24 protein-coding genes are annotated in these 25854 nt (G+C 58.6%); 8 read left to right on the forward strand and 16 right to left on the reverse strand.

The window, feature by feature from the left end; all coding sequences use genetic code 11:
• Positions 1-4 precede the first annotated feature (4 nt).
• The gene (locus H8S56_RS15645; protein WP_187519139.1) at positions 5-1102 is read left to right on the forward strand and encodes a DUF1513 domain-containing protein; all 1098 of its coding nucleotides are present in this window, start codon (positions 5-7) and stop codon (positions 1100-1102) included.
• Here H8S56_RS15645 and H8S56_RS15650 read toward each other — a convergent pair.
• The 9 genes from H8S56_RS15650 to colR form a co-directional block, all read right to left on the reverse strand.
• On the reverse strand, positions 1099-6036 hold the full coding sequence (locus H8S56_RS15650; RefSeq protein ID WP_187519140.1) for a DNA repair ATPase: 4938 nt from the start codon (positions 6034-6036) through the stop codon (positions 1099-1101). The two genes, H8S56_RS15645 and H8S56_RS15650, sit on opposite strands and share 4 nt — an antisense overlap.
• A 72-nt stretch (positions 6037-6108) precedes the next feature.
• On the reverse strand, positions 6109-8157 hold the full coding sequence (locus tag H8S56_RS15655) for a hypothetical protein (RefSeq protein ID WP_187519141.1): 2049 nt from the start codon (positions 8155-8157) through the stop codon (positions 6109-6111).
• 22 nt (positions 8158-8179) lie between these two features.
• Positions 8180-8821, reverse strand: a complete 642-nt coding sequence (locus tag H8S56_RS15660; RefSeq protein WP_187519142.1) for a hypothetical protein — start codon at positions 8819-8821, stop codon at positions 8180-8182.
• Positions 8822-8838: 17 nt separating this feature from the next.
• On the reverse strand, positions 8839-9537 hold the full coding sequence (locus H8S56_RS15665; RefSeq protein ID WP_187519143.1) for a PspA/IM30 family protein: 699 nt from the start codon (positions 9535-9537) through the stop codon (positions 8839-8841).
• Positions 9538-9969: 432 nt separating this feature from the next.
• On the reverse strand, positions 9970-10197 hold the full coding sequence (locus H8S56_RS15670) for a hypothetical protein (RefSeq protein ID WP_024686734.1): 228 nt from the start codon (positions 10195-10197) through the stop codon (positions 9970-9972).
• Positions 10194-10916 (reverse strand): lipopolysaccharide kinase InaA family protein, encoded by a 723-nt coding sequence (locus H8S56_RS15675; protein ID WP_024686733.1) that lies wholly within the window; start codon positions 10914-10916, stop codon positions 10194-10196. The genes H8S56_RS15670 and H8S56_RS15675 overlap by 4 nt, the downstream gene beginning before the upstream one ends.
• A gap of 5 nt (positions 10917-10921) precedes the next feature.
• A complete protein-coding gene (locus H8S56_RS15680; protein WP_024686732.1) occupies positions 10922-11602 on the reverse strand; it encodes a class I SAM-dependent methyltransferase in 681 nt (226 codons plus the stop codon).
• Positions 11603-11810: 208 nt separating this feature from the next.
• Positions 11811-13100, reverse strand: coding sequence for a sensor histidine kinase (locus H8S56_RS15685; RefSeq protein ID WP_024686731.1), 1290 nt, complete (start codon positions 13098-13100; stop codon positions 11811-11813).
• Positions 13090-13773 carry a two-component system response regulator ColR gene (colR, locus tag H8S56_RS15690; protein WP_004881475.1) on the reverse strand — a complete coding sequence of 228 codons (684 nt, stop codon included), beginning with the start codon at positions 13771-13773 and terminating at the stop codon, positions 13090-13092. The genes H8S56_RS15685 and colR overlap by 11 nt, the downstream gene beginning before the upstream one ends.
• A gap of 181 nt (positions 13774-13954) precedes the next feature.
• On the opposite strand from colR, the gene H8S56_RS15695 reads away from it, so the two are divergent.
• Positions 13955-14692 carry a phosphatase PAP2 family protein gene (locus tag H8S56_RS15695; RefSeq protein WP_408003820.1) on the forward strand — a complete coding sequence of 246 codons (738 nt, stop codon included), beginning with the start codon at positions 13955-13957 and terminating at the stop codon, positions 14690-14692.
• A gap of 101 nt (positions 14693-14793) precedes the next feature.
• On the opposite strand, the gene groL is transcribed toward H8S56_RS15695, so the two are convergent.
• The 4 genes from groL to H8S56_RS15715 all read right to left on the reverse strand — a co-directional run bounded on the left by groL (position 14794) and on the right by H8S56_RS15715 (position 18328).
• Positions 14794-16437: a chaperonin GroEL gene (groL, locus tag H8S56_RS15700; RefSeq protein ID WP_024686728.1), complete on the reverse strand. Its 1644-nt coding sequence runs from the start codon at positions 16435-16437 to the stop codon at positions 14794-14796.
• A gap of 49 nt (positions 16438-16486) precedes the next feature.
• Positions 16487-16780 carry a co-chaperone GroES gene (locus H8S56_RS15705; RefSeq protein WP_004881479.1) on the reverse strand — a complete coding sequence of 98 codons (294 nt, stop codon included), beginning with the start codon at positions 16778-16780 and terminating at the stop codon, positions 16487-16489.
• 254 nt (positions 16781-17034) lie between these two features.
• Positions 17035-17529, reverse strand: coding sequence for an FxsA family protein (locus H8S56_RS15710; protein ID WP_024686727.1), 495 nt, complete (start codon positions 17527-17529; stop codon positions 17035-17037).
• 67 nt (positions 17530-17596) lie between these two features.
• Complete coding sequence (locus H8S56_RS15715) at positions 17597-18328, reverse strand: HugZ family pyridoxamine 5'-phosphate oxidase (protein ID WP_187519144.1); 732 nt, start codon at positions 18326-18328, stop codon at positions 17597-17599.
• A gap of 137 nt (positions 18329-18465) precedes the next feature.
• On the opposite strand from H8S56_RS15715, the gene H8S56_RS15720 reads away from it, so the two are divergent.
• Positions 18466-19224 (forward strand): SDR family oxidoreductase, encoded by a 759-nt coding sequence (locus tag H8S56_RS15720; RefSeq protein ID WP_024686725.1) that lies wholly within the window; start codon positions 18466-18468, stop codon positions 19222-19224.
• Positions 19225-19279: 55 nt separating this feature from the next.
• Here H8S56_RS15720 and H8S56_RS15725 read toward each other — a convergent pair whose 3' ends face one another.
• Entirely contained in the window at positions 19280-20287 is a 1008-nt protein-coding gene (locus H8S56_RS15725; RefSeq protein WP_024686724.1) for a DUF481 domain-containing protein, read from the reverse strand.
• A gap of 157 nt (positions 20288-20444) precedes the next feature.
• On the opposite strand from H8S56_RS15725, the gene H8S56_RS15730 reads away from it, so the two are divergent.
• The 4 genes from H8S56_RS15730 to H8S56_RS15745 all read left to right on the forward strand — a co-directional run bounded on the left by H8S56_RS15730 (position 20445) and on the right by H8S56_RS15745 (position 23217).
• Positions 20445-20801 carry an MGMT family protein gene (locus H8S56_RS15730; protein ID WP_032610684.1) on the forward strand — a complete coding sequence of 119 codons (357 nt, stop codon included), beginning with the start codon at positions 20445-20447 and terminating at the stop codon, positions 20799-20801.
• 54 nt (positions 20802-20855) lie between these two features.
• A complete protein-coding gene (locus H8S56_RS15735; RefSeq protein WP_024686723.1) occupies positions 20856-22406 on the forward strand; it encodes an AmpG family muropeptide MFS transporter in 1551 nt (516 codons plus the stop codon).
• A 39-nt stretch (positions 22407-22445) separates the two neighbouring features.
• On the forward strand, positions 22446-22796 hold the full coding sequence (locus tag H8S56_RS15740; RefSeq protein WP_187519145.1) for a hypothetical protein: 351 nt from the start codon (positions 22446-22448) through the stop codon (positions 22794-22796).
• A gap of 109 nt (positions 22797-22905) precedes the next feature.
• Positions 22906-23217 (forward strand): hypothetical protein, encoded by a 312-nt coding sequence (locus H8S56_RS15745; RefSeq protein ID WP_024695663.1) that lies wholly within the window; start codon positions 22906-22908, stop codon positions 23215-23217.
• An 80-nt stretch (positions 23218-23297) separates the two neighbouring features.
• Here the strand turns inward: H8S56_RS15745 and H8S56_RS15750 are convergent, their stop codons facing one another.
• Positions 23298-24128 (reverse strand): mechanosensitive ion channel family protein, encoded by an 831-nt coding sequence (locus tag H8S56_RS15750; RefSeq protein WP_024686720.1) that lies wholly within the window; start codon positions 24126-24128, stop codon positions 23298-23300.
• A gap of 118 nt (positions 24129-24246) precedes the next feature.
• A complete protein-coding gene (locus tag H8S56_RS15755) occupies positions 24247-24726 on the reverse strand; it encodes a YajQ family cyclic di-GMP-binding protein (RefSeq protein ID WP_187519146.1) in 480 nt (159 codons plus the stop codon).
• A gap of 171 nt (positions 24727-24897) precedes the next feature.
• Here H8S56_RS15755 and H8S56_RS15760 point away from each other — a divergent pair, with 171 nt between their 5' ends.
• Positions 24898-25818 carry a putative 2-dehydropantoate 2-reductase gene (locus H8S56_RS15760; protein ID WP_187519147.1) on the forward strand — a complete coding sequence of 307 codons (921 nt, stop codon included), beginning with the start codon at positions 24898-24900 and terminating at the stop codon, positions 25816-25818.
• Positions 25819-25854: the final 36 nt, after the last annotated feature.

The following is a 25854-nucleotide window of genomic DNA, read 5'->3' on the forward strand; positions in this document are numbered from 1 at the left end:
AGTGATGTTCCGACGTCAGGTCCTGGCCATTGGCAGCCTGTTGCTCAGCGCCTGTACGCTGGGCGGCTGGACCTTGTTCAAGCAAAAGGATCAGGGACCGCTGCTACTCTCTGCCCGCGACGATGCAGACGGCAGGCATTACGCGGTGGGTTACCGCCTTGACGGCAAACAGGTGTTCGCCACTCAGGTGGGACAGCGTTGTCATGACATTATCAATCACCCGTCCCTGCCGCTGGCGGTGTTCATTGCACGCCGCCCGGGCACCGAAAGCTATCTGATCGACCTGCGCGACGGGAGCCTTTTGCAGACCGTCACCTCCCGACCTGATCGGCACTTCTACGGCCACGCGGTCATTCATCGCGATGGCGAATGGTTGTACGCAACGGAAAATGACACGCGCGATCCCGGTCGTGGCCTGTTGGGCGTGTATCGATTCGTCGGCGAACGGCTGGAGCATTCGGCCGAGATCTCCACTCACGGGATCGGACCACATCAGGTGTCCTGGATGCCGGATGGCGAAACACTGGTCGTCGCCAACGGCGGGATTCGTACCGAGGCCGAAAGCCGCGTCGAGATGAACCTCAACGCCATGCAGCCCAGTCTGGTGTTGATGCAGCGCGATGGTACGTTGCTGAGCAAGGAAACCCTCTCCCAGCAGATGAACAGCGTGCGGCACATGGGCATCGCCAGCGACGGGACCATTGTCGCCGGTCAGCAATTCATGGGCGACTCGCACGAGTTGTCCGAGCTGTTGGCAATCAAGCGACCGGGTCAGCCTTTTCAGCCGTTTCCGGTGGCCGAAGAGCAACTGCGCGCGATGAACCATTACACCGCCAGTGTTGCGGTACACAGTGAACTGCGTCTGGTTGCACTGACCGCCCCTCGGGGCAACCGGTTCTTTATCTGGGACCTGGACAGCGGCGCAGTAAAGCTGGACGCGCCCTTGCCAGACTGTGCAGGCGTCGGCGCTGTCGCAGACGGTTTTGTCGTGACATCCGGCCAGGGTCGCTGCCGGTTTTACGATTGCCGCAAGCCGGAACTGCTGGCCAAACCACTGGACCTGCCGACCGGCTTCTGGGACAACCATTTGCATCTGGCCTAGGCGCGTTGCGGCCGATCAGCGATGGCGCGGATACCTTCAACCGCGTCGCTGAGCTGAGCGACGATACGATTGCCTACGTCAGCGCTGTCACCGCCCATCGCTTGATTGCGAATAAATGCCTTCTTGATCTGCTCCCAGCGGCTGGCCTGCTCATCGCTCAGTTGTCCGCGCAATTCAGCCAGTTTCAGAAGGTTTTCTTCCGCGCCGTGAGTGAGCAATTGCGACTCCCCACGGTAATGATCTGAAATCAGTTGATCGATCTCTGATTCATTCATGACAGCAGAGACCTTCTCGGCCAGCTTGTTCATGTTGCGATAGCTGCCCTGTAAGCGAAAAGGCGGTTCGGTCCGGTACTTGTCGGCTTGAGAGGCGCTGTCGATGTACGCCGCATTCACCCGCAGCAGCACGTCCCGAATAACCATCAGGCGACTCAATGTTTCAGCCAGTTCGTTCACCTGTGCGCGGCTGTAGTCGTGGCCCAGATCAGTGGCGCTGAACACCTCGCCTCTGGCATGTTCGACCAGTCGATAAAGATCCTGCATGTCGCGATTGGCCAAAGGTGCCAATACCGGGTTGGACGTCATGCAGTTTTCGATATAGCTGAGCGCAAACGCCGCTTCGCTGCCGCCTGACACCTCGCCAAGGTTGTAGACATCAGCGCGGTTGACCAGCATATCGGGGATTTTGAACAGCTCGCCCGACTCTGTGTACGGGTTACCTGCCATGACGATGCAGAATTTTTTGCCGCGCAGATCGCAGGTTCTGGTCTGGCCTTTCCAGACATTTTCAATGCGTCTGGACCCATCGCACAGCGAAATGAATTTTTGAAGAAATTCGGGTGACAGGTGCTGAATATCGTCTATCAGCAGGCAGACGTTGTTACCCATTTCAAGCGCGAGATTGAGTTTTTCCAGCTCTTGGCGCGCAGGGCCGTCAGCCGCCTGCGCAGGGTCCAGCGAATGAGTGCGATGGCCCAGCGCAGGCCCGTTGATCTTTACCAATGCCATTCCCAACTGGAAGGCGACGTATTCGACCAGCGATGTTTTGCCATAACCGGGCGGAGAGATGAGCATCAGCAAACCCATCAGGTCGCTGCGCTTGCCCTCCCCGGCGGTGCCCGTCTGTTTGGCCAGATTGTCGGCGATCAGGGGCAGGTAGACGTCATTGATCAACTGGTTGCGAACGAACGACGTGAGAGGACGTGGCCTGAAATCATCGATGCGCAACGCCTCTCGCTCACGTCGAATGATTGATTGTCGCAACGTCTGATAACGTTGCAACTGCGGTACGAACACCTCGCGATGATGGCGAAGGCGTGTGAAGAAATCGTCCAGCGTGAACGCCATGGAGCCAGCACTTAGGGTTGGATGGTCCCCCAGCAGGCCGTTCACCCGAATATCCAGGGACGATGTATTGATCCGCAATGTCGGTTTGCCGGCGAAGCGCAACAACAGCAAGGCCATCGCTTCAGGGGCAAAGTGAGCGAGCGTTCTCTGCTCCGAATCGCGACAGGCTCCCACCACCCAGTGCCCGATCAGCGCCCACTGCGCACGCAGATCCCCCGCCATTGCGTGAACGGCGTCAGTCAGTTCATCGCTACAGCCTTGCGCATCGAGACGCCGCTCAAGCGCGCCGAGAATGGCCCAGCCATGCCCACTGACCTCGAACGCCAGCGTCTCCTGCATCAGTGCCGCTGCCAGATACGCTGCGCTTTGCGACACGATACCAGGAGAGACCGGCAAGCCTGTTTCCGTCGCGAAAGCCTCGAGCGTCAACGCGATGTCGTGGCGCATCTCGTTCACGCCGTCCGGGTGATTGAACAGTCTGAGAACCGCAGCACTGGAGCGCGCCCGGCGCGGCCAGTCCTTCATCCTGGATTCGAAGACGCCCGGCAGATGCCAGGCAATCAGGGCCAGCGCCCTGGCCGCCGGGCTGAAATACAACAGGCCAGCGGCGGTCATGCACGGCATCACCTGCTGGAGGATCAGCGCCGCATCATGGTCGTGAACGCCTTTTTCATAGCCTTCCTTGTAGAGCGCCGTGCTGAACTGCCGGATGTGCTGCTCCAGTTGCACGAACGTCATGTGCGACAGGTCGGTGCCTGCGTGCGCAGCCGAATCAAGCACCTGTCCGGCAAGGTACTCACTGCGATAGACGCTGTCGGACTCGGACTCCAGGCTGGCTTGAAAGCAGGCACTGAACGAGGCAATGGCTTCGTCGTTCAGGCGGTCGAAAAAGTCGGTGCCGGTGATGTGTACCCAGAGCTGCTCGTCGCGCGGGAGAAGGGTGAGGTCCAGCGGCTGAGTATTGATGCTGAACAAATGCCTTGGTCCAAGCTTCAAGAGCGTACCGCTGGCATCGACCAGATCAGCCTTGTCCCGCTGCCCCCTTACCGCCTGATCGCGAGCCGCCTTGAGGCGAGCCTCGATGTCATCGGCCTGCACACTGCCCTCAAGGCCACGCAGACGGCCCGAGAGTTCGCGCAGCTTGAGTATCTGCGGATCGCTGGCGAAAAAACCATTAAGCCGGTCAATGTCAGCGCAGTTGGCAAGCCGACGAGGCAGGCTGTCCAGAATACGAGTGGCCGCCTCGTGGAGGCCCTGAGCCTGGCGCTGCCGAGCATCGATCAGGGTCTGCCTGTGCTGTTCGAAGGCATCGATGACCTCGTCGCGCCGGGCAATGACGTCACTCAGGAACGACTCATGCTCACCAAAGCGGCTTTCCAGTTCATCCAGCTGAATCAGCAGTTTCGACAGTTGCTCGTCGCACGCTTGCGGGCTGTTCGCCAGCGACAATGCGTGGGTCAGGCCCTGACCGATCAGTTGAAACTGCGCCGCGAACTGCGCAACGGACTCGGATGACGCCAGCACTTTGTTGCGCGATCGAGCATGCGCCATGGACTGGTTCATGCGCGCATAAACGTTCGAGATGGCTTCGACAATGTAAGTGCGTTGCGTGGCGTCCTCGACGTTCAGCGAGCTGGCCAGTCCGGACAACAGTTCCAGACCTGTCGCCAGTTTCGCCAGACCGCTCAAAGGCTGCTCCAGCTCGAACACTGAAGCAGAGGCCTGAACCCCAAGATCCAGCTCATCAAGCTGCTTGATATAGGGCAGCAAGGCGTCGGGCTGAGACATGAAACCGGCAGCCTCCCCGGCGGCACGCTCGAACTCAGCGTGTAGGTTCTGCTCCATCTCATCAATCGCGGCGATGTCGATATAGCGTTGTTCCCTGAGGGTCAGAAGATAGCCACGCAACTCGGTAATCGAGTCCAGTCGGGCAACGAAACCCTGAATCCCTTCACCACTTTCCAGGCGTAACTGGCTGGAAAGTGCAACGTAGCGCTGCCTCGCCTCCTGCATCAGGCGAACGGAGTGCGCCTGCACATGCTCGACTTTCTCGAACTCGTCGGCAATCGAGGTACCGCTGTGAGCGATACCGCGCAGCGAACCTGAGACCGGCGCGATGCTTTCGTGGCTCAGCCAGTGGTGTTTATCGAACAGAACCGCGACCCGCGAGCCCAGGCCGAGAAAGCGCGAAGCCGTTGCACGGGTCGCACGGGCTTCCCTGGCAAGGTCGTACAGGTCGGAAATGCCGCGCACCAGTTCGGCATTACCGATCCGGCCGATGAACGAATCATTCAGCGGTTGTTGCGCCGCGTATTCTTCGGTGAAAAAAGGTGTCTGCCAGATCTGGACGGGGTGGTTGCGGGACGGTTCGACGTCGGCCGTGAAAATCACCATGCGCCCGTCTTCAAGACGCGCATGACCGTGGGCATATACCGGTGCCAGCAATTGCCTGCGGATGGTGTTGTACGTGAACAGCGCAGAGCGCCCCTCCACTGCATCGTGGAAGATGTACAGGAAATCCTCGCCATTGGGCGAGCGCAACAATCGTTTGAAGAGCATGCCGTGCAACGCTGACTCGAACGTCCGGTGCTCGCCGCTCTGCAGGTAAAGCCCGCCTGGAAATACAATGCCATGGTCGTCAGGAAGTTGCTGACAGGCCGTTCCAATGGCATCGATCCGGGTCAGGTTGAATGCTTTCAGGTTGCAGACCATGTATCGGCACTGCGACTCCTTGTAGGGCCGAACGCTTAACAGAATCAGGTTGCCCAGTTTGGCGAAGGCCACCTGCAGGTCGGGCAACGACTGGCTTTTTTCGACCAGCGCCTCACGGCACAGCTCAAGCCCGGACGCCGACGGACTCTCGATACTGATCACAAGATCGCCGCTGTCCAGATGAATATGCACGCTGTCCAGAATACTGATGCGCGGAATTCGATCGTTAACGATCAGTTCCCGACCGGCACGAACCCACTCGAAATCGTAAGGCGGTACGGCTGTGATATCGCGTTCGCCACGGTTATCCAGATAGCGTACGTCCTGACCTGCGGCACTGAGTGACCAGCGAAACACACGAACATCCGTAATGCGTTCGCCGAACTGAAAACTGGCCAGCAGTCGGTTTTCAGACACGAGCAATTCCAGCAGTCGGGCATCACGGTAATAGGTATACAGCTCCGCGAAATCCTTTCGAAACAGCGGGTCATCCAGCCATGTCCCCTCCAGACCGAGAGGCCGGGCCTCGTAACCCTGTTCGCCCTCGCTCAAACGGTACAGCGTAAAAACGTCCTCGATCCGGGTTTCCACGTTGAGCCCGAGCGATACGTTGTAGCCAAACACCAGCTCCTGCCCGACACGGGCGATGTCTCTCGCAATGCAGTTGTTTTCCGTGCGCAGTCGAGTACGTCCCAGCACCTCCATGGAGCTGCAACCAAACACCTCAAGCCTCTGCGCGTTGAGCGTATCGACCTGTTGTGACAGGGTGTTGCCCTGCTCTTGCAGGCGCTTGAGCAATACTTCGTAGGCCCCGCTTTCAGTCACCGCCGTGTTAGACGCTTCCTGGGGCGGGTTTTCAAGCTGATCTTGGGACATGGGTCAATCCGGGTGGGCAGGTCACTTACGTGGAGAAGCGCCCGGCGGCGACACCGGGCGATGGAGAGGAGATTACTGGCCTTCGGCTCGACGCTCGGAAGACCGCTCACTGGCGACCTTGGCCAGCATGCCAAGCCCGGTCTGGATGACCTGAGCGGCAAGCGGACTGCTCTGGTTCAGGCCTTCGATAGCCTTGCCGACCGAAAGAGACTTCACGAACGAGTCGAACACGCCGTTATCTCCTCCACCCACAAACTGAATGCTGGCGTTGCTCATCGCAGCCGACAGCACTTCTGCCTGTTGTTCAGCGATTTTCTCGTTGGCCGCGATACCTGCCATGGTGATGTCGAACTGGTTTTGCAGGGCCAAACGGAACTCTTCATGCTCACGGGCGCTCCCCGTCAACTTCTGCATTGCTTCGAACTTCTCGGTCAGTCCGGCTGCCTCAGCCTCGAAACGCTTCTGCAAGACCTGGGCCTCGGCGGCGCCAACGTCCTGAATGGTCGCCGCTCGGGATTCTCCGATGGCCTTGTCTCCCGCAGCCTGGGACAGCAGGCGCTGCTTCAGCACCGCAGCTTCTGCCAGCCCTTCGCGCTCTATGGCTTCGGCTATCTGTACCCGAACACCTGCATCCGACTCGCCAATAGCCCGGTCCCCCTCGGCCTGGGACAACAGACGCTGCCGGAGTACCAGTGCTTCTGCCTGACCTTCACGCTCGGCGGCTTCTGCAATCTGCATGCGCACTTCGGCTTCGGCAAGGCCTGACGCGGCCTTCTCGGCACGCACACCCTCGGCTCGCTTGATCGCGGCCTGCGACTCACGCTCGGCCTTGCGCAGATCGGCATCGGCCAATGTCACCAACTCCTTGGCGCGGTACTCCGACACCACGGTATCGGCTTCGGCCTGTTTGACCAGACACACCAGATCGCGCTCGGCCTGAGCCTGGGCTTCGGTGAGGACAACGGTTTTCTTGCGATCCGCATCGGCGACCATGCGTAAGGTGGTTATCGCCTCTTCTTCCTGCGCCACGGTCTTTTCGACGATGACGCGTTCGCGGGTCACGCTGGCGATCTCGCCGCGCTTCTCCTCAAGCTGGCGGTCGCGCTCGATCCGGCTCAGCGATACCTCGCGCTCACGATCGACCTGCGCCAAGGCCTGGGCGCGAATGACGGTTTCCTTCTCGAGCATCACGACGCGTTCGCTGTTCTGGTTGGCGACGTCCACCTCGCGCTGATGATTGACCGCAGCGACATCAATGCGCTGCGCGGCGGCGATACGGGCCTCCTCGGCTCGCAGGTGTTCTTCGGATTGAACCTTGAGCGTCTCGGCTTGCTCGCGGGCGATCACCGACGCGACCTCACGCTTTTGCCGGGCCAGGGCATCCGCTTCCTGACGCTCCAGCGCCAGGCTTGCTTCGATGGTTTCGACGTTCTTCTTCTGAATCTTCAGTGCCTCGTCACGCTCAAGCTCATTGGTGATGACGTTGTGAACGGAAGTCAGCTCGGTAATCTTGCGAATACCCTCGGCGTCGAGAATGTTGTCCCGATCAAGCTCGACCTTGGGCGTTTGTTCCAGAAAGTCGATGGCCACGTCTTCGAGCACGTAGCCGGAAAGGTCCTGACCAATCACATTGACGATTTCATCGCGGAAGCGAACGCGATCCTCGAACAGCTCGACGAAGTCGAATTGCTTGCCGACGGTCTTCAGCGCTTCGGAAAACTTCGCATTGAACAGCTCGTTGACGGCCCCTTTGTCGGAGGCACGCTGAACGCCGATGGCCTTGGCGACCTTGAGCACGTCTTCGCGGGTTTCGTTGACCCGCAGAAAAAACGCCACGGTGATATCAGCCCGCATGTTATCCCGGCAAATCAACCCGCCCTTGCCTTTACGGTCGATTTCCAGGGTGATCACGCTGATCTTCATTTTCTCCATGAAGTAGAGGTAAGGCAGCACCATGGCTCCGGTGAAGTAGACCTTGGGGCGACTGGACAGATCATTGACGATCAACGCAGTGCCTTGTGGAACCTTGACGTAAAACGTCTTGATCAGTAACGCCAGGGCGATCAAGGCAAGAACTGCAACGCAGAGGACGATAAGAAATGGCAGGGCCATGTCCAGCATGCTGTATTACTCCGTTATGGGCTCAGCCCTGGAAATCCGATTCGCTGACGACAAGGTAGGCATGCTCGTCAGCAAGGTATTGAAGAAGCACGACCCGGTCATTGCGCTGAAACCCGGGAGTACTGAAGGTACGAACCTGAAGCAGCAGCCCTGCGCCGCCATCATTCAGCAGCGCTCGTCCGCTTTTGCAGGTCACGCTCTGGCTGGTGACGACCGCCACCTGTCCACAGACAGGCTTCGGCCCAGGCCCCTTGATCCGTCTGATAAGGGGCCTGAACAGGGCAATGATCAGCCGTGTAGATATCAACGCAACGGCCAAGGCCGTTAGCCCACTGACAAACCCCAGTGGGTAATAGAAAAAACCAAGCGCAAGTTGATCGATGAACAGCCGTTGGCTGAAGTAGCTCACCCACCAGCCTGAAACACTGATCAGCGTCAGCAGGATGGAGGGAGCCACACCCGACAGTCCCAGACGGGCGACCAGCCCCCTGCCCGATTCGACACTTGCATGGTCGTAAGCCGAAACAGCCTGCATGTCGATGTCGGCAGCGCCGTCGTCAAGAAGGCCAAAGCACACCAACAACCAGTAAACCAGGACGATGGCAACCAGCAGACTGAATATCACCACCGGAAACGATAGTGCTGTCTCGATAAAACGGGTCATGTCGCGATCCTTTCGACTCAGGCAGATTGATGCGGGCTGTTGCTCTTGATTCGCTGCAACACGGCATGCGCGCTGGAACTGTCCAAGATGATCCGGGCGTCGCGCAGCCGCTGCTCAAGATCGATGTCAGCCAGACTCGACGCCTCGTGCACCTCAAGGCGCGCTTCTGTCTCCAGTTGGCGCTGTCGTATGTCGTTCAGACCATCAGTGGCCTTGCGCAACCTGTCGGCCGAGTCGCCGCAGGAGGCCGACCAGATCCCCTGTGCCTGCTGCACACGTTCGGTGGTGCGCACCACTTCGACCTGCTGCCTGAGCGCAAGGAGCTTTTGCTCACTGACCCGCAAACCCGCACTCAGACTGCTGACTGCGGTGGCGTAGCCTTGGGCGATGCGGGCGTCTTCAACCATCAGCCTCTCCAGGTGACCGATGCGCGCAGCAATGTCCAGGGCAGCACTTTCGTCTTGCCCCTGAAGCGCTCGTTCGGCATCGCGGGTCAGCAATGCGACGCGCGCCTGGTTCTGGGTGAGTTGTCGTTTCGCGTGAAGATTTTTGGCCATGAGGCCGGCGAGGCTGGAACGGCTGACGTCGAGACGCTCCTGGGCGCTCTGAATCTCCTGATCGAGGATGTGCAGCGCCTGCCGGGCCATAATGACACCTGCTGCTTCGCTGGCACCGCCGCGCAAGGCAGTCACTATTTTCGTCCAGATACGGGCCACGACATTTTTCCTTCGGCACATTGCTCGAGCCCTGACAGCTCGGTAAACATCCGACGAAAGATGACATATGCGCCAACAGCGTTATGCCAGAACAGTCTTTTAAAAAAGTAAGAAACTTCCTCAGTTATTGAAATTCAATAAACGCCCCACCACATCTGTTTCAGGTACTTGCGTGGCCCGATAACTTTCAAACACTGCGATTGAGATTGAACCGGAGCAAAGGTCCGCGTCGAATACTCCGGGAAGTCGGGGCTGTTGCATCGCCGCATGATGATCATGCCGCGCGTTGCCTTGCTCATGGTGCCGGATGGATACGCAGATAACCTGCCCCTTTAGCGTATCGGGGTCTACCAGGTCCTTCAGACAGACTACACGGCTAAAATCCGCCCATAAAAAAGGCCCCGACAGGGGCCTTTCAGGTTGAAAGCATGTTCAATTTCTTGACCCGGTTCCCTGGGCAAGGCTGTACATCAGGAGCAGCAAATCATGATCGGGTTTCACTGATACCTGACTCTTGATCACGCGTGGCAAAGGGCAATGACCCTCCCCATGCTGGGCACTCAGGATCTTCGTTTCAGGCTGATGGAGCGCAGCCGTGGCAAGTGTTGCTGTCGCCAATGCCGCGAACACGAACAAACCTCTAGCCATTTCGAGCTTCATGACTCTAAACCTTTGATAGAGCTGCCAAACGCCGCTTGATAAAAGTAGACCAGCTTTTGCCAGTCTGCGGCGCTGAATGACGAATGGCGTTTGAGTTGCCTCATGTCGTGCTGTGCTGCTCCGTACGCCGTCCAGCGACGTCGTCCCTTCTCGAGATCAAGCAGGGCAACCTCGGCTCTCGCCTGTGTGCCTTCGCCTGTCACACGGACAAAGATATGCTTGCTGTACAGGCAGCTGTGCTGCCAGCGCCCCAGGTGCATGCGAGCCAGGGTCACGCCGATTTCGTTGAGCATCTGCTCGTAAAGCAGTTCGCCGTATTGCTCACGTCCGCCGCCTGAAACCCACTTGTCGAACTCTTCAAAACCGTCCAGCGCAACAGTGACCAGCAGCGCCCGCCACTCATTGCCTTCACTGCGTTCAGCGCCGCAAAAAACGATTTCCGGCACACCGACGCCCAGCCTGCGCAGGCCTTCCAGAGCGTCTCGCTCACGCAATACGGTAGGACGCCCCAGCGGATGCATCAGGCTGCGATAAATATGGCCGGTCTGGCGTTTGCTGTAGAGGGTTTGCCCGTCACCCGTGACAACCCGTTGCACACCACTTTCGCCGCCGCGACGCACGTTGGGCTCTTCAACCCATTCGCCACGCTGACTCCAAAAGTGATTGAACCCATTTTCACTGGGTTTTCCAACGGACTGTTTCGTGGACTGCAAACCCATATGCTTTACCTTTTACGCAATACATAGACACGCCACATGGCGTACATCGGCAGGAAATCCATTCGCTTCTGAATGCGAAAACCGGCCTGTTCAAATTCCGCTTCAGCAGTAGCAACCGGTAACACAAATCGGTTCTGGTAACTTTCCTGCCCATTTTTCTGCTGTCGGGCACTTTCAAGCCGTCTACGTTTCCAGGCTTTGAAATTGCCGTCGACCCATAGCGAAACGATCACGCTGTCACGGGTCACTCGCTGAAACTCCCGCAATAGAGCCATGCGGTCACTGGACTGCCCAACATGGTGCAGCAGACGCATGCAAAAGATGCTGTCGACCGCGTTATCGGGCAGATCAATCGCGAAAGCAGATGTCTGCAAGGGTTGTACCCTTTTCACCACATCAGCGGGTTGAGACTCACACGCGGTGCGCAGCATGTCTGCAGAATTGTCGGCACCGATGATCGAACGGTTAGGCTTTTCAGCCAACATGGGCCAGAAACGTCCTGCGCCACACGGCAGATCCAGCACCAGACCGGGATCACCTGCCAATTGCAGCGCCTTTCTGGCCAATTGTTCATCACGGTAATGCGACAGCTTGCGCCACAAACCATCCTGATGCTTTTCCAGATACTGACGGGCATGCGCCTTGTCGTACTTACGGGAAAACTCAAGCTCTATACGCTCGCTCATGGGAGCATCTCCTGACGTTGATGCCGGCTAACTTAGTGAGTCAGCCGTCACCGTCAGGTCATCTCAATGTGAAAAAAATGTCACATTGGCCCAGAAGATGTTTCGAGATTTTACATAGACTTGCGCGTGATGTCCCTGACGCCCGATGACTCAGACAATTCTTCGACGCATGGCAGGCTGGCTGCCAGCGTCGAATCATCGACCTGATTCAGGCCTTGGGAAGGAAGAGCGTGACCTTGAAACGGCAGCCGTGGGGTTCCATTGGCGTCAGGTCGACGCTCCAGCCCTGATTGGCACAGATGCGCTGCACCAGGGAAAGTCCCAGGCCGAGACCCTCGCCACGCTGCTCGTTGCCGCGCACGAAGGGCTCGAACATGGCTTCGCGCTTTTCTTCCGGGATGCCCACGCCACTGTCCTCGACCATGAAGCCCTCCTCCTGCAAGGTGAGCGTGATGAAACCATGGTCGGTGTAATGCAGCGCGTTGCGCAGCAGGTTGCCCATGACGGCGTGCAGGAAGGTTGCGTTGTAGCGGATTTCAGACACCTGGTCATCCGGCGGCGGGTTGTAGATCAGTTGCAGGCCTTTGCCTTCGATAGGATCGCGCCACTGCGAGATCAGTTGCTCGGCAACCCCCACCAATGTAGCCTTGGGCGTCATGGCCGGGTCTTCGCGCTGGGTGCGGGCAAGCATGAGGAAGGTCTGCACCAGGTCACGCATCTCTTCGCAGGCGCGACCGATACGCTCGACCTGGCGGCGTGCACGCTGATCGAGTGCAGGGTTTTCCAGCAGCAGCTCACAAGAACTGGCCAATACCATCAAGGGCGTGCGCAGTTCATGACTGACGTCGCTGGTAAACATCCGCTCACGAATCAGGGCCTGCCTCAGCCGTCCCAACGTGGCGTCGAACGCCACTGCCAGTTCACCCACTTCATCGGCCGCGTAGTCAGGCGCCAGAGGTGGCGCAAGACCCAATAACTGATCGCGGTGACGAACCTGCCGGGCCAGGCGCACGACCGGTGCCATCACCCGTCGGGCCAACACCCAGCCAAGGAACACAGCCAGCGCCAGTGCCAGCACAAAGCCCACCAGCACCACCGCGAACAGCACACGCTCGCGCTCCTCGAAATCGCTTTGGTCCTGCAACAGGGCGTAGTGACGGCCATCGACCACTTCGATCATCGCGTGATAGGACAGCGGCCCGCGAAACACCTCGTGAAAGCCAGGTTCAAGGTGACGCAGGTCTTTGGGCAGGTCGAAATCGCCCGGGCCATTGGTGAAGTAGAACAGTTGGTCAGGCTTGGGGCGGTGACTCCAGTCGCTGACGCTGTCCATCAGCATCAGGCGGTTGAGGTCGCCGCCAAGGCCTGCGGAAATCAGTTTTTCTTCGACCAGGTGGACGGTGGAAATAATGCCGATTGCGAAGGATCCGGCGACCAGCGCACTCATCAGTGCAAACGCGATGATGATCCGCTGAGCAAGGCTCTGTTTAAACTCCATCCCGGCCCTCGGCCAAGCGGTAGCCCACACCATGAACGGTTTGCAGCAATGGCTTGGAAAACGGTTTGTCGATCACCTGACGCAACTGATGCACGTGACTGCGCAGGCTGTCGCTGTCAGGGCAATCGTCACCCCACAGCGCTTCTTCGAGAATTTCACGGCGCAGCACGTGCGGGCTCTTCTGCATCAGCACAGCGAGCAGTTTGAGCCCGACCGGGTTGAGTTTGAGCATCCGTCCTTCGCGCGTCACTTCCAGCGTGTCCAGGTCGTAGATCAGATCGGAAACCTGCAAGGTACGGCGGCCTCCACCCTGGGCACGGCGCAGAACGGCTTCGATACGCGCCGCCAGCTCAGACAGGGCAAAGGGCTTTAGCAGATAGTCATCGGCACCGGAGCGGAAACCCTGCAGCCGGTCATCCAGTTGGTCACGTGCGGTGAGCATGATCACCGGCGTGTCGCGGCGGGCGTCTTCGCGCAGTCGCTTGCACAAGGTATAGCCGTCGATGCCGGGCAGCATGATGTCCAGCACGATCAGGTCGTAGTGTTCGGTGGCAGCCAGATGCAGTCCCGAGAGGCCATCCTGTGCGCAATCGACGGTATAGCCCTTCATGCCCAGGTAGTCGGCCATGTTTGCCAGGATGTCGCGGTTGTCTTCAACCAGAAGAATTCGCATGGAGCACTCTCATATGCAATTTAGGCTGGCGCAGCTTAAGACGAAGTGGGCCTCAGGGCCAGCGCCGTAAATGGCCTAACGATTTTTTCACCCAGGATTGACAACTCCCATGACACACTTCGAAACAAACTGTCGCGTTCGCTGACTGCGGCCTGTGTTCCACCGAACTGGATTTGCCATATTGAAAGCCGTCTCTGCGCCCTACTCCCGTCCGCTTAACCTTTGGATCTATCTGGGCATCCCTGCCCTCACTGCCTTGATACTGGCGCTGCTGGAACTGACGTCCGTAGACATGGACCTCGCCAAGATGGCCTTCGACCCTGCGACCGGCGAATTCATCGGCAAGCACAGCTATTTTCTGGAGAACGTGCTGCATGATCGCGCCAAGCAGTTGGTCATCGCATTGGGACTTCTGGCGCTGATCAGCTTCGCGGCTTCGTTCAAGGTCGAACGACTGATCCCGTGGCGTCGCGAACTGGGTTGCCTGGTGCTGTCCATGGCGCTTTCGACCGCGTTCGTCACGCCGGTCAAGGTAGTGACCTCAGTGCAGTGCCCGTGGAGCCTGACCGATTTTGGCGGAAAGGAAACGTACAGCGAGCTGCTCAGTCCGCGTCCGGCCACTGACAAACCCGGCCGCTGCTGGCCTGGCGGTCATGCGGCAACCGGGTTTACCCTGTTCGCACTGTTCTTCATGCTGCGCGACCGCAAACCACATCTGGCCAAGGCGGGACTGGTAGTAGCGTTCAGCCTGGGATCGATCTTTTCAGTGGGCCGCATGCTGCAAGGCGCGCACTTTCTGTCGCATAACATCTGGACGGCTGTGTTTTGCTGGCTGATTTGTCTGGGGGTCTATTACTTTGTGTTGTACAGGCCCGCACCTAAACCGGATGCGCTATCTACCACCCGGCTATCGCGCTGACCGGGTAGCAGCAGATACCCAGGCTGACTGAAATCAACTCATAAAAAAACCCCGCACAAGGCGGGGTTTTTTATGGGTACAGCCTAAGCGGTAAAGCTGGCTTACATCATGCCGCCCATACCACCCATGCCGCCCATGTCCGGCATGCCGCCGCCTGCTGGCTTGTCGTCAGCCACGTCAGCGATCATCGCTTCGGTGGTGATCATCAGGCTGGCAATCGAGGACGCTGCCTGCAGAGCAGAGCGAGTGACCTTGGCCGGGTCCAGGATACCCATTTCGATCATGTCGCCGTACTCGCCGGTAGCAGCGTTGTAACCGAAGTTACCCGAACCCTGCTTGACCTTGTCGACCACAACGCTTGGCTCGTCGCCGGAGTTGGCAACGATCTGGCGCAGAGGTGCTTCGACTGCGCGACGCAGCAGAGCGATACCGACGTCCTGATCGGCATTGTCGCCTTTCAGACCTTCGATGGCCTGCAGGGAGCGAACCAGCGCTACGCCACCGCCAGGTACCACGCCTTCTTCGACGGCTGCGCGGGTTGCGTGCAGGGCGTCTTCAACGCGGGCTTTCTTCTCTTTCATTTCAACTTCGGAACCGGCACCGACCTTGATCACCGCAACGCCGCCCGACAGCTTGGCCAGACGCTCTTGCAGTTTCTCTTTGTCGTAGTCGGAGCTGGTGTCGCCGATTTGCTGGCGGATCTGAGCGATGCGCGAGTCGATGTCGGATTTGACGCCAGCACCATCGATTATGGTGGTGTTTTCTTTGTTCAGCACGACGCGCTTGGCATTACCCAGGTGTTCCAGGGTAGTGGTTTCCAGGCTCAGGCCGATCTCTTCGGAGATAACGGTACCGCCAGTCAGGACGGCGATGTCCTGCAGCATGGCCTTGCGACGGTCGCCGAAACCTGGAGCCTTGACGGCTGCAACTTTCACGATACCGCGCATGTTGTTCACAACCAGCGTCGCCAGGGCTTCGCCTTCAACGTCTTCGGCAACGATCAGCAGTGGACGACCGGCCTTGGCGACAGCTTCCAGAACCGGCAGCATTTCGCGGATGTTGGAGATCTTCTTGTCAACCAGCAACAACAGCGGGCTGTCCAGCTCGGCAACCATGGTGTCCGGCTTGTTGATGAAGTACGGGGACAGGTAACCGCGGTCGAACTGCATGCCTTCAACGACAGACAGTTCGTTTTCCAGACCCGAACCTTCTTCAACGGTGATAACGCCGTCTTTGGTCACTTTTTCCATGGCTTCGGCAATGATGTCGCCGATGGAGTGATCAGAGTTGGCCGAGATGGTGCCGACCTGGGCGATAGCCTTGGTGTCGGTGCATGGCTTGGACAGCGACTTGAGCTGAGCAACGATGGCGATGGTCGCCTTGTCGATGCCGCGCTTCAGATCCATCGGGTTCATGCCGGCAGCGACGGCTTTCAGGCCTTCGTTGACGATGGCCTGAGCCAGAACGGTAGCGGTGGTAGTACCGTCGCCAGCGTCATCGTTGGCACGGGAAGCAACGTCTTTGACCAGCTGCGCGCCCATGTTTTCGAAACGGTCTTTGAGTTCGATTTCCTTGGCAACCGATACACCGTCTTTGGTGATAAGCGGAGCGCCAAAGCTCTTCTCGATGATGACGTTACGGCCTTTTGGACCCAGGGTCGCTTTTACTGCGTCAGCCAGGACGTTTACACCGGCGAGCATTTTTTTGCGGCCAGAATCGCCGAATTTAACTTCTTTAGCAGCCATGATCATTATTCCTTGAATACTTTGTAGTAACGGAAATCAGTGCGAACACTCAGCCTTCGATAACAGCGAGAATTTCGTTCTCGCTCATCACCAGCAGGTCTTCGCCATCTACTTTCACAGTGTTGCTGCCGGAATAAGGGCCAAACACCACTTTGTCACCCACTTTCACGGCCAGCGCACGTACTTCACCGTTGTCCAGCACGCGGCCGGTACCCACAGCGACGATCTCGCCACGGTTCGGCTTTTCAGCAGCCGAACCTGGCAGAACGATACCGCCGGCAGTTTTGGTTTCTTCTTCGCTGCGACGGATTACGACGCGGTCATGCAGAGGACGAAGCTTCATTGTCGATCTCCTGATTAGAGTTGTTGAGCATCCGGTGAATGCACCGGCCTGTTATACATTCCGGACTTGCCGGTTACGGTTCGACGGGCGAACCGCAGAATACGGTCTGGCAATCAGGCCAGAAACCTTGCGGTGACCCATACATAAGGGCGAGCAAGACTATTACAAGGCTTGGGCAAGAAAATTTTTACACACGGAGACGCACCACAAACGAGCGCGGCACCCGAAGGTGCCGCGCTGCAATGCTCTGGCGATCACTTGTCGCGGTGTTCGAATTCGCCCTCGATTACGTCAGGCTCGCGGGTCGGCTGGTGAATCGCATGGGGACGACCACCTGCCGCATCCTGATTGGCGCGCGTCTGCAGATCATCGGCAAAAGCCCGCTGGCGCATGGCTTGAGCCTCAGCGCGCTGGCGAACCTTGTTGATCAGCAGCCGACGCGTCACCGGCAACAGGCAGATCACACCCAGAATGTCACTGATGAAGCCTGGCAATAGCAGCAAACCACCGCCGACAGCCACCATCAGGCCTTCGAGCATTTGCTGCGCAGGCAGCTCGCCGCGCGACAGGCTTTCACGGGCGCGCAGCGCCGTTGCAAAACCCGCCACACGCATGACAAAAAGCCCAAGCATCGACGTCGCCAGGACCAACAGGAATGTCCAGAGAAAACCAATGGACATACCGACCCGAACCAGAATGAACAGTTCGAGTACCGGAAAGAGTAAGAACATCAGCAAAAAAACACGCATCAAATCAGTTCCTCAGCGCAAGGGTGCCTTGCAAGTAGACCGTATGTGATGTCAGAAAGTCGTTAATTCAAGCGTGTTGCGCTTCAATTACCGGCCATTGTTGGGCGTGAGCCAGCTGGACCAAGGCTTCGCGGACTTGTGTCGGTGTATTACAAGGCTCGCTGAACGCCAGCCAATGCAGGCTGTGGCCGATGCGCAGGTGCATGCCTTCGCTGTCGATGCCGACCAGTTGCGCAGGCTCGGTGCGCGGCAGATCCGCTAATTCGACGTAATGGGCAATCGCCTTGGCGTGGTCCTGATTCATATGCTCGACCATGCCGGTTTCTATCTTGCCTGCAAACGGGTTGGCCAGCGCGATCTCGTCCAGCCAATGAATGGCACCGAAACCGCCTATATAACGATAGCGCACCGGTTCCAATACCCAGAAGTCAAAGTCGTGGGCGGTGTGGTAGCTCTGCGACTCGGGGAAAAACCGGTAATAACGCAGGGCGGCAGCCGCGATCACGTCTGGATCGCTGAGCTTGCATGCCTGGGCCAGCACCGTCACGCGACCGACTGCCTGAACATCCTCAGCGCCACGCTCACCCACCAGCAGCGAGCACTTGGGCTCCAGCGTCAGGTTGTGGGTGTGCTGGGCGATGCGACTGATCAGGATGAGCGGCCGCCCCTGATCATCCAGGCAGTACGGCACGACCGATCCGAACGGGTAGCCCGGCATGGATTTGGAATGGGTGGACAGTACGCCCCTGTACTCCTTGAGCAGCAGGTGGCGGGCGGGCTTAGAGGCTTTCGCGCTCATCTTGTGACTCCTTATAACGTTTTCGTCAAACGGAAGACGAACGCGCGGAAACAGAATATAACGTGCTCTGGGCATGGCCTCCGGACTCGCAGCGAGTCAGCGAAGCCATCAAGATGATCCGTTGATTGGGCACGCACATGGAATTGAAAGACAAGTTAATAATAATCACCGGCGGTGGCCAGGGTCTGGGCCGCGCCATGGCTGAATACCTGGCTGGCAAGGGTGCAAACCTGGCGCTGGTGGATCTGAATCAGGAAAAGCTCGATCAGGCCGTTGCCGCCTGTGAGGCACAGGGCGTGAAGGCCCGGGCCTATCTGTGCAATGTGGCCAATGAAGATCAGGTTGTGGACACTGTGAACAAGGTGGCCGAGGATTTCGGAACCATTGATGGCCTGGTCAACAACGCAGGCATCCTGCGCGACGGCCTGCTGGTCAAGGTCAAGGACGGCGTGATGACCAAGCTGAGCCTGGCGCAGTGGCAGTCTGTGATCGACGTCAACCTGACCGGTGTTTTCCTGTGCACCCGTGAGGTGGCGGCGAAAATGATCGAGCAGAAGAGTCAGGGCGCGATCATCAACATCTCGTCGATTTCACGGGCGGGCAATATCGGCCAGACCAACTATTCGGCCGCCAAGGCCGGTGTTGCGGCAGCGACTGTGACCTGGGCCAGGGAACTGGCGCGCTACGGCATTCGGGTGGCGGGCGTTGCGCCAGGCTTCATCGAAACCGAGATGACCGGCAGCATGAAGCCCGAGGCGCTGGAGAAGATGACATCGGCCATCCCGCTCAAACGCATGGGCAAGCCGGACGAAATCGCCCACTCTGTGGCATACATTCTGGAAAACGATTATTTCAGCGGGCGCATCCTGGAGCTGGATGGCGCGATGAGGATCTAGCAGTCTGGCTGACGGGCAAGCGACGCCGCCTGAGCGTGCGTCGCCTGCCAATCGCTTACCAGCTGACGCCGAAGCCTGCGGTGTAGCGTGTCTTGTCGACATCGCCGTTGCTGGAGCCGCTGATGATGTTTTTCTCGGCCTTGACGTTGAGCGATGCCCAGTCGGTGACCTTGTAGCGCAGTCCCGCCTCGACATCGGCCGAATAATCGGCAACGCCGCTCAAAGGCTTGCCCAGTTCGCCGTTGGTGAAGAACTCGACCTTTTTACCGATCAGGTAGCGGTTGTAATCCCAGGTGCCGGCCACCGAGTAAAAGTTCTCTTTCTCGCCGTTGGAGAATTCGAAATCGGTGCGGTTGAGCAGTGCTCCCACCTTGAACGCGCCCAGCTCATCATCCCAGAACTGATAGCCAGGACCGGTACCCACGGTGCGCTGGCGAGACAAGTCTTCGATCTTGTCGCGCTTGTAGGTGATGCGCGCGTCCCAGAAGAATTTCTCGGTCAGGAAGCGGTCCAGCGAGTACTCGGCGCTCCAGTTATCGGTGCCAACAGCATCGTCGGTCGTCTCGCGGTTGTAATCGCCCTTGGCGTTATGACGCCATTGACCATGACGTGCCGAAGTCTTGAAGGCGATGTTGTAATCATCGGTATCGTTCTCGGCCTGCTGGAAGTCCAGCGCAGCATCGATATTGCCCTTCCACACCAGATCGGTAATGACCGGCTTGGGCTTGATGATCTGCTGAATGCTCGCCAGCTCGACCGTCTTGGGTGCCTCGCCATTGGCCAGTACGACCTTGCCGTCATCGGACGCTTTCAACGACTTGGCGACCTCACCCTGATACTGATCCTGCTTGACCAGCAGCGGTTGATCGCTTTCAAGCGTCTTGACCTGTTTCCAGTCCAGCGGGATGGCGCCGCCGTACTCGGTCTGCAGCAGCAGTTTGCCGCCGTCGAAAACCTTGATGGTACCGGTCAGCCGGTCACCGTTCTTCAACCAGACGGTGTCAGCGAGCAAAGGAGTGGAAACGGTAGTGATTGCAAGGCACAGAAGAGTTCTGGACAACATAAGCGAGTACTGGGCTCTGTTTGGCGGAATCGGGCATCATTGCGCTGGAGGACGTCAAGGCAATCCGTGGACCGCCGGGAACAGGTAACACTGACCGTATGATCCGTCCGTAGTTCCAGGGAACGACAATCAATCTCGTTTTATACAGGATAAACGCGTGACCGACGCTGTTTCAGAACAAAATGACCCAAGCGGATTATCCCCTGCCGACATACGGCGCACGGCACTCTACCTGACGCTCGCCCAGGTGCCGGAAGGCAAGGTGGTCAGCTACGGGCATCTGGCCGAGTTGGCCGGGCTCGGCAAGGCCGCCCGCTGGGTAGGCCGGACCTTGAGCCAGTTGCCCGAGGGTTCTTCACTGCCCTGGCATCGGGTGATCGGTGCCGGTGGCAGACTCAGTCTGCCCCTTGGAACGCCTTCGGGCGACGAACAGCGTGCCCGTTTACGTGCCGAAGGCCTTACCATTCTGAACAATCGGGTTGATATGCAGCGTCATGGCTGGCGCCCCACGTAGTTCAACGGTTAGAGTGCGCCCTTTGTTTTCGTAACCTGAGGCAGATTCCAGCCCATGCCCCGTAAAACCTGGCGCGCCGCGCTCGCTGCCTATGCCAGCCCATCGACTTTAGTGTTGCTGCTGCTCGGATTCGCTGCGGGCATGCCTTACATGTTGGTCTTCTCAACGTTATCCGTATGGTTGCGCGAGGCAGGTGTCGCTCGTGAAACCATCGGCTATGCGAGCCTCATCGGCCTTGCTTATGCCTTCAAGTGGGTCTGGTCACCGCTGCTCGATCAGTGGCGCCTGCCGTTGCTGGGTAAACTGGGACGACGCAGGTCCTGGCTTGTTCTCTCTCAAACACTGGTGATTCTCGGCCTGATTGGCATGGGCTTCTGCGATCCGCAGCAGCACCTGTCGTGGCTGATCGCGATTGCAGTGGTCGTGGCGTTTTCCTCTGCGACCCAGGACATCGCCATCGATGCCTATCGCCTGGAAATCGCTCAGGACACCCAGCAGGCAGCACTGGCGGCCAGCTACATGTCCGGCTACCGCGTCGCTGCATTGCTCGCCACGGCAGGCGCGCTGTATTTTGCCGAGGGCTTTGGCTCGACCGGTTTTGCCTATAAGCATTCGGCATGGACCGGCACGTATGTATTGTTCGGCCTGCTGATGCTGCCCGCGCTGATCACCACTCTGGTCATGCGCGAGCCACCCGTGCCGTTGCGTACCCAGCTCTCGGCCGCGCGCTACGGCTTCACGCATCAACTGGCCTCGGTCTTCGTGCTCATCGTGCTGCTCGTCTCGGTCCCGGCGATGTTCACCCAGCTTTACAACACCGACTTCGCCAGCGTGTTGTTCGAAGGCACCAGCTGGATGGACCTGCTGCTGGAGGACCGGGCGTTTCTGCGCTCCATCCTTTACACGCTGCTCACCATCGGCTGCCTGTCTTCGATGGGCCGGCGTGGCCTGGCACCGGTCCTGACACCGATAAACGACTTCATCATGCGCTACCGCTGGCAGGCGCTGTTGCTGCTGGGCCTGATCGCGACCTACCGAATGTCGGACACGGTCATGGGGGTCATGGCCAACGTGTTCTATATCGATCAGGGCTTCACCAAGGATCAGATCGCCAGTGTCAGCAAGATTTTCGGGCTGATCATGACGCTGCTGGGCGCAGGTGTCGGCGGCCTGTTGATCGTCCGTTTCGGCATCATGCCCATCCTGTTCATCGGCGGCCTCGCGTCGGCATCGACCAATATTCTGTTCCTGCTGCTGGCGGACATGGGGCCGAATATCAGGATGCTGATCCTGACCATTTCACTGGACAACCTCAGCTCAGGACTCGCGACCTCTGCGTTCGTGGCCTATCTGTCGAGCCTGACCAACCTCAAGTTCTCGGCCACCCAATACGCCCTGCTCAGCTCGATCATGCTGCTGCTGCCGCGCCTGATCGGTGGTTATTCGGGCGTGATGGTGGAGAAGTTCGGTTATCACAACTTCTTCCTGATCACGGCCCTGTTGGGTGTCCCGACGCTGATCATGATCATCCTGCAGTGGAGCCGGGAAGCACGGACCGCCAAGGCCGAGGAGCCGGTCGACACACCGACCATCGAAAAGCCTTGAGCACGATCAGGGCCGAAGGCTCGGAGACATCGAGAAGAAATGAATAGCGTCAGCAAAACGCATCCTGCTCACCACATTACCCTTGCGCTGATTGGCCTGGGGATCTGGGTACCCGTTCTCGGGGTCGCCTTGTGCCTGTATGTGCTCAGGACCGCCAGCGGCCTGGGCATGGGTGGGCCGGCTGTTGTCGGCACCATTTTCTCGCTCCTGAGCGTAGAACTCGCCGCCACCGTGCTACTGCTCATCTACGCATTCCGGGCAAAGCCATGGAAGCGTGTCAAAAGCGTTCGGATCGGCTTTTACGTGCATGCGCTGGGGGCGGGCGTCAGCGCAGTTCTGGTTCTTGTGTTCGTTATCGCCATGATGATGTCACGCAACGGCGCTCAGTGAGCCATGGCCTGACGATCGCGCGCAGCGCCCTCAAACGCGTTAGGATGGCCCAAATTTTTCTGACTGCCTGGCACACCGGCCGGCACCCTCACCTGCTTAAGGACTGGAATTGAACACCGCAAAAAAGACAGGCTTCAACCAATACCTGCTGCTGGCCCTGATCGGCCTTGGAGTCTGGGTGCCCGTTGTCTGGACCGCGCTGGCGTTTTACGCTTCAAGCGCCGAGTCGCCAATGAAGGTAGGCAGCGCGATTGTCCTGCTTGGCCAGCTGGAAATCTTCGCAATCATTTTTCTGGTGATCTACGCGTTCTGCTTCAAGCCGTGGAGGCTCTCGACGACAGCGCGCCTCGGGTTCTTTTTCAACGTGCTGGGGGCAGCTGTCGCAGCTGTCGGCATCATCGTTGCGCTGGCAAACATGTAGCCCACCCCGGCGCCATCAAAAAAGCCCTGACGCTCATGCGCCAGGGCTTTTTCGTTTCCCGGTAAAGCAACCGCGCAGGATTACTCCTGAACGACCCGCATCATCCGCTGTGGAGCCGGGATATCGATACCCGCGTTTTTCAAACGATCACGCGCCTCGATGTTGAAGAACGACACCACATCACCGAAGTCGCCAGTCTTGGTCCAGACCCGCAACGACAGCGTGATCGCGTTTTCGCCCAGCGCCGCCACCACGGCCTGCGGGGCCGGGTCTTCGAGCACACGCGGGTCCTTGGCCATGTCCAGCAGGACCTGCAACGCCTGTTTCAGATCTGCATCGTGGCTGACACCGATGTCGAACACAACCTTGCGGGTCGGCTGACGGTTGGTGTTGGTGATGATGCCGTTGGACAGGTTGCCGTTAGGCATGATCACGGTGCGGTTGTCGCCGGTACGCAGCACCGTGTGGAAGATCTGGATGCTGTCGACCGTTCCTGACACACCCTGCGCTTCGATCCAGTCGCCGATGCGGAACGGACGAAACAGCAGAATCAGCACGCCACCGGCAAAGTTCGCCAGACTGCCCTGCAATGCCAGACCAATCGCCAGACCGGCAGCACCGATGGCCGCCACGAATGACGTGGTTTCGACGCCGATCATCGACGCGACACTGACCACCAGCAGAATCTTCAGAATGATGTTGGCCAGGCTGCTGACGAAGCCTTGCAACGCCAGGTCCGCGTGACGCAACGCCAGCAGGGCGCCGAGCTTGCCGGTCAGTCTGTTGATCAGCCACCAGCCGATGCACAGCGTGACCAGTGCCAGAAGCAGACGGCTGCTGTACTGCATGATCATCGGAATCCAGGCCTGCGACGCTTGCCACAAGTGACCGACTTCTGCGTTTAAATCCATCTTTCTCTCCTTAACCTGACGAACTGGTGTCGATAACCACCAAGGCTTTCAACTCGACACCCAGGGCGATTCGGACTGGCCAGGCAACTCAGGGTTCCCCGGCGATCACTGCAATTCGTCAGTCGCGGAAGTTATTGAACTGCAGCGGCATGCCCGAATCGTAGGCGCGCAGCGTAGCGATGGCTTCCTGCAGGTCGTCGCGCTTCTTGCCGGTCACACGGACCTGCTCACCTTGAATCGCGGCCTGAACCTTGAGCTTGGCTTCCTTGATGTGAGCGACGATTTTCTTCGCCAACTCCTTGTCGATGCCTTCACGCAGTACCACTTCCTGCTTCATCAGTTTACCGGAGGCATAGGCGTCCTTGATTTCCAGGCATTTGGCGTCGATCTTGCGCTTGACCAGTGCCAGCTTGAGGATCTCGATCATGGCTTCCAGCTGAAAGTCGGCTTCGGCGGTCAGGCTGACGGTCAGTTCCTTGAACTCGAACGTCCCCTTCCCTTTCAGGTCGTAGCGACGGTCCAACTCTTTGATGGCGTTGTCGACGGCATTCGTGACTTCGTGTTTATCCAATTCGGACACTACGTCGAACGAGGGCATGTATGTTCTCCAATTGAACGGCGCGCACGACAATCAACGGCGCGCATGACTTGACGGTATGAAAGAACGCTCATTATAACGAGACTTTTCCGGCCTTCACTGTGAGCCTTTCATGTCCAATACTGATTTCATTGCTCCAAGGCCGCTTTTGTCCTTCAAGGTCAATAGCTGATGACTACGACCTGGCACGTGCTGGGCGCAGGCAGCCTGGGCAGTCTGTGGGCCACGCGGCTGGCGCGGGCGAACGTGCCGGTGCGTCTGGTGCTGCGTGACGCGGCTCGCGTGGCTGCGTATCAGGCCAGCGGTGGCGGCCTGACCTTGATAGAAAACGATGTGCCCCGTTCGTTCCCGATACCTGCGCAACCCCTCGACGCGGCAGAGCCGATCACACGGCTGCTGGTCGCTTGCAAGGCCTACGATGCCGAGCAGGCAGTGGCGCAACTGGCGCACCGCCTCACCACCGATGCAGAAATCATCCTGTTGCAGAACGGCCTGGGCAGCCAGGACGCTGTTGCAGCGCAGGTGCCCCATACGCGATGTGTATTTGCATCAAGCACAGAAGGTGCGTTTCGCAAAGCTGACTGGCAGGTGGTGTTTGCCGGTCATGGCTTCACGTGGTTGGGCGATGTCTCGAATCCTGCCCCGCCCTCGTTCCTGCACGACCTGCAAACCAGCGCGATCCCCCATGAATGGACCCCGGACATTCTCACGCGCCTGTGGCGCAAGCTGGCGCTCAATTGCGCGATCAACCCGCTGACGGTGCTGCACGATTGCCGCAACGGTGGACTGCTAGAGCATCACTGCGAAGTGTCCACGCTGTGTGCCGAGCTGACTGACCTGCTGCACTGCTGCGGCCAGCCAACTGCCGCAGCAGACCTGCACAGCGAAGTGTTAAGGGTCATCAACGCCACGGCGGCCAACTTCTCTTCGATGTATCAGGACGTTGCTCACCAGCGGCGAACCGAAATCAGTTATTTGCTGGGCTACGCCTGCGCGGCAGCAGAGCGTCATCGCTGCCCGGTACCGCATTTACAGCAACTGCAGACACGTCTGGTCACGCATCTGGCAAGCAAGGGTTTGCGTACTGACTAGCCCGCGCTACCCTGCTGGCTCCACCTGCCATTGCGA

Source organism: Pseudomonas triticifolii (assembly GCF_014358015.1).
GTDB classification, from domain to species: domain Bacteria; phylum Pseudomonadota; class Gammaproteobacteria; order Pseudomonadales; family Pseudomonadaceae; genus Aquipseudomonas; species Aquipseudomonas triticifolii.

Bases quoted from the DNA above. Each gene is read 5' to 3' on its own strand.
- H8S56_RS15645 (WP_187519139.1), top strand. From the start codon at position 5: ATGTTCCGACGTCAGGTCCTGGCCATTGGCAGCCTGTTGCTCAGCGCC.
- H8S56_RS15650 (WP_187519140.1), bottom strand. From the start codon at position 6,036: ATGTCCCAAGATCAGCTTGAAAACCCGCCCCAGGAAGCGTCTAACACG.
- H8S56_RS15655 (WP_187519141.1), bottom strand. From the start codon at position 8,157: ATGCTGGACATGGCCCTGCCATTTCTTATCGTCCTCTGCGTTGCAGTT.
- H8S56_RS15660 (WP_187519142.1), bottom strand. From the start codon at position 8,821: ATGACCCGTTTTATCGAGACAGCACTATCGTTTCCGGTGGTGATATTC.
- H8S56_RS15670 (WP_024686734.1), bottom strand. From the start codon at position 10,197: ATGAAGCTCGAAATGGCTAGAGGTTTGTTCGTGTTCGCGGCATTGGCG.
- H8S56_RS15675 (WP_024686733.1), bottom strand. From the start codon at position 10,916: ATGGGTTTGCAGTCCACGAAACAGTCCGTTGGAAAACCCAGTGAAAAT.
- H8S56_RS15680 (WP_024686732.1), bottom strand. From the start codon at position 11,602: ATGAGCGAGCGTATAGAGCTTGAGTTTTCCCGTAAGTACGACAAGGCG.
- H8S56_RS15685 (WP_024686731.1), bottom strand. From the start codon at position 13,100: ATGGAGTTTAAACAGAGCCTTGCTCAGCGGATCATCATCGCGTTTGCA.
- colR (WP_004881475.1), bottom strand. From the start codon at position 13,773: ATGCGAATTCTTCTGGTTGAAGACAACCGCGACATCCTGGCAAACATG.
- groL (WP_024686728.1), bottom strand. From the start codon at position 16,437: ATGGCTGCTAAAGAAGTTAAATTCGGCGATTCTGGCCGCAAAAAAATG.
- H8S56_RS15705 (WP_004881479.1), bottom strand. From the start codon at position 16,780: ATGAAGCTTCGTCCTCTGCATGACCGCGTCGTAATCCGTCGCAGCGAA.
- H8S56_RS15710 (WP_024686727.1), bottom strand. From the start codon at position 17,529: ATGCGTGTTTTTTTGCTGATGTTCTTACTCTTTCCGGTACTCGAACTG.
- H8S56_RS15715 (WP_187519144.1), bottom strand. From the start codon at position 18,328: ATGAGCGCGAAAGCCTCTAAGCCCGCCCGCCACCTGCTGCTCAAGGAG.
- H8S56_RS15720 (WP_024686725.1), top strand. From the start codon at position 18,466: ATGGAATTGAAAGACAAGTTAATAATAATCACCGGCGGTGGCCAGGGT.
- H8S56_RS15725 (WP_024686724.1), bottom strand. From the start codon at position 20,287: ATGTTGTCCAGAACTCTTCTGTGCCTTGCAATCACTACCGTTTCCACT.
- H8S56_RS15735 (WP_024686723.1), top strand. From the start codon at position 20,856: ATGCCCCGTAAAACCTGGCGCGCCGCGCTCGCTGCCTATGCCAGCCCA.
- H8S56_RS15740 (WP_187519145.1), top strand. From the start codon at position 22,446: ATGAATAGCGTCAGCAAAACGCATCCTGCTCACCACATTACCCTTGCG.
- H8S56_RS15750 (WP_024686720.1), bottom strand. From the start codon at position 24,128: ATGGATTTAAACGCAGAAGTCGGTCACTTGTGGCAAGCGTCGCAGGCC.
- H8S56_RS15755 (WP_187519146.1), bottom strand. From the start codon at position 24,726: ATGCCCTCGTTCGACGTAGTGTCCGAATTGGATAAACACGAAGTCACG.
- H8S56_RS15760 (WP_187519147.1), top strand. From the start codon at position 24,898: ATGACTACGACCTGGCACGTGCTGGGCGCAGGCAGCCTGGGCAGTCTG.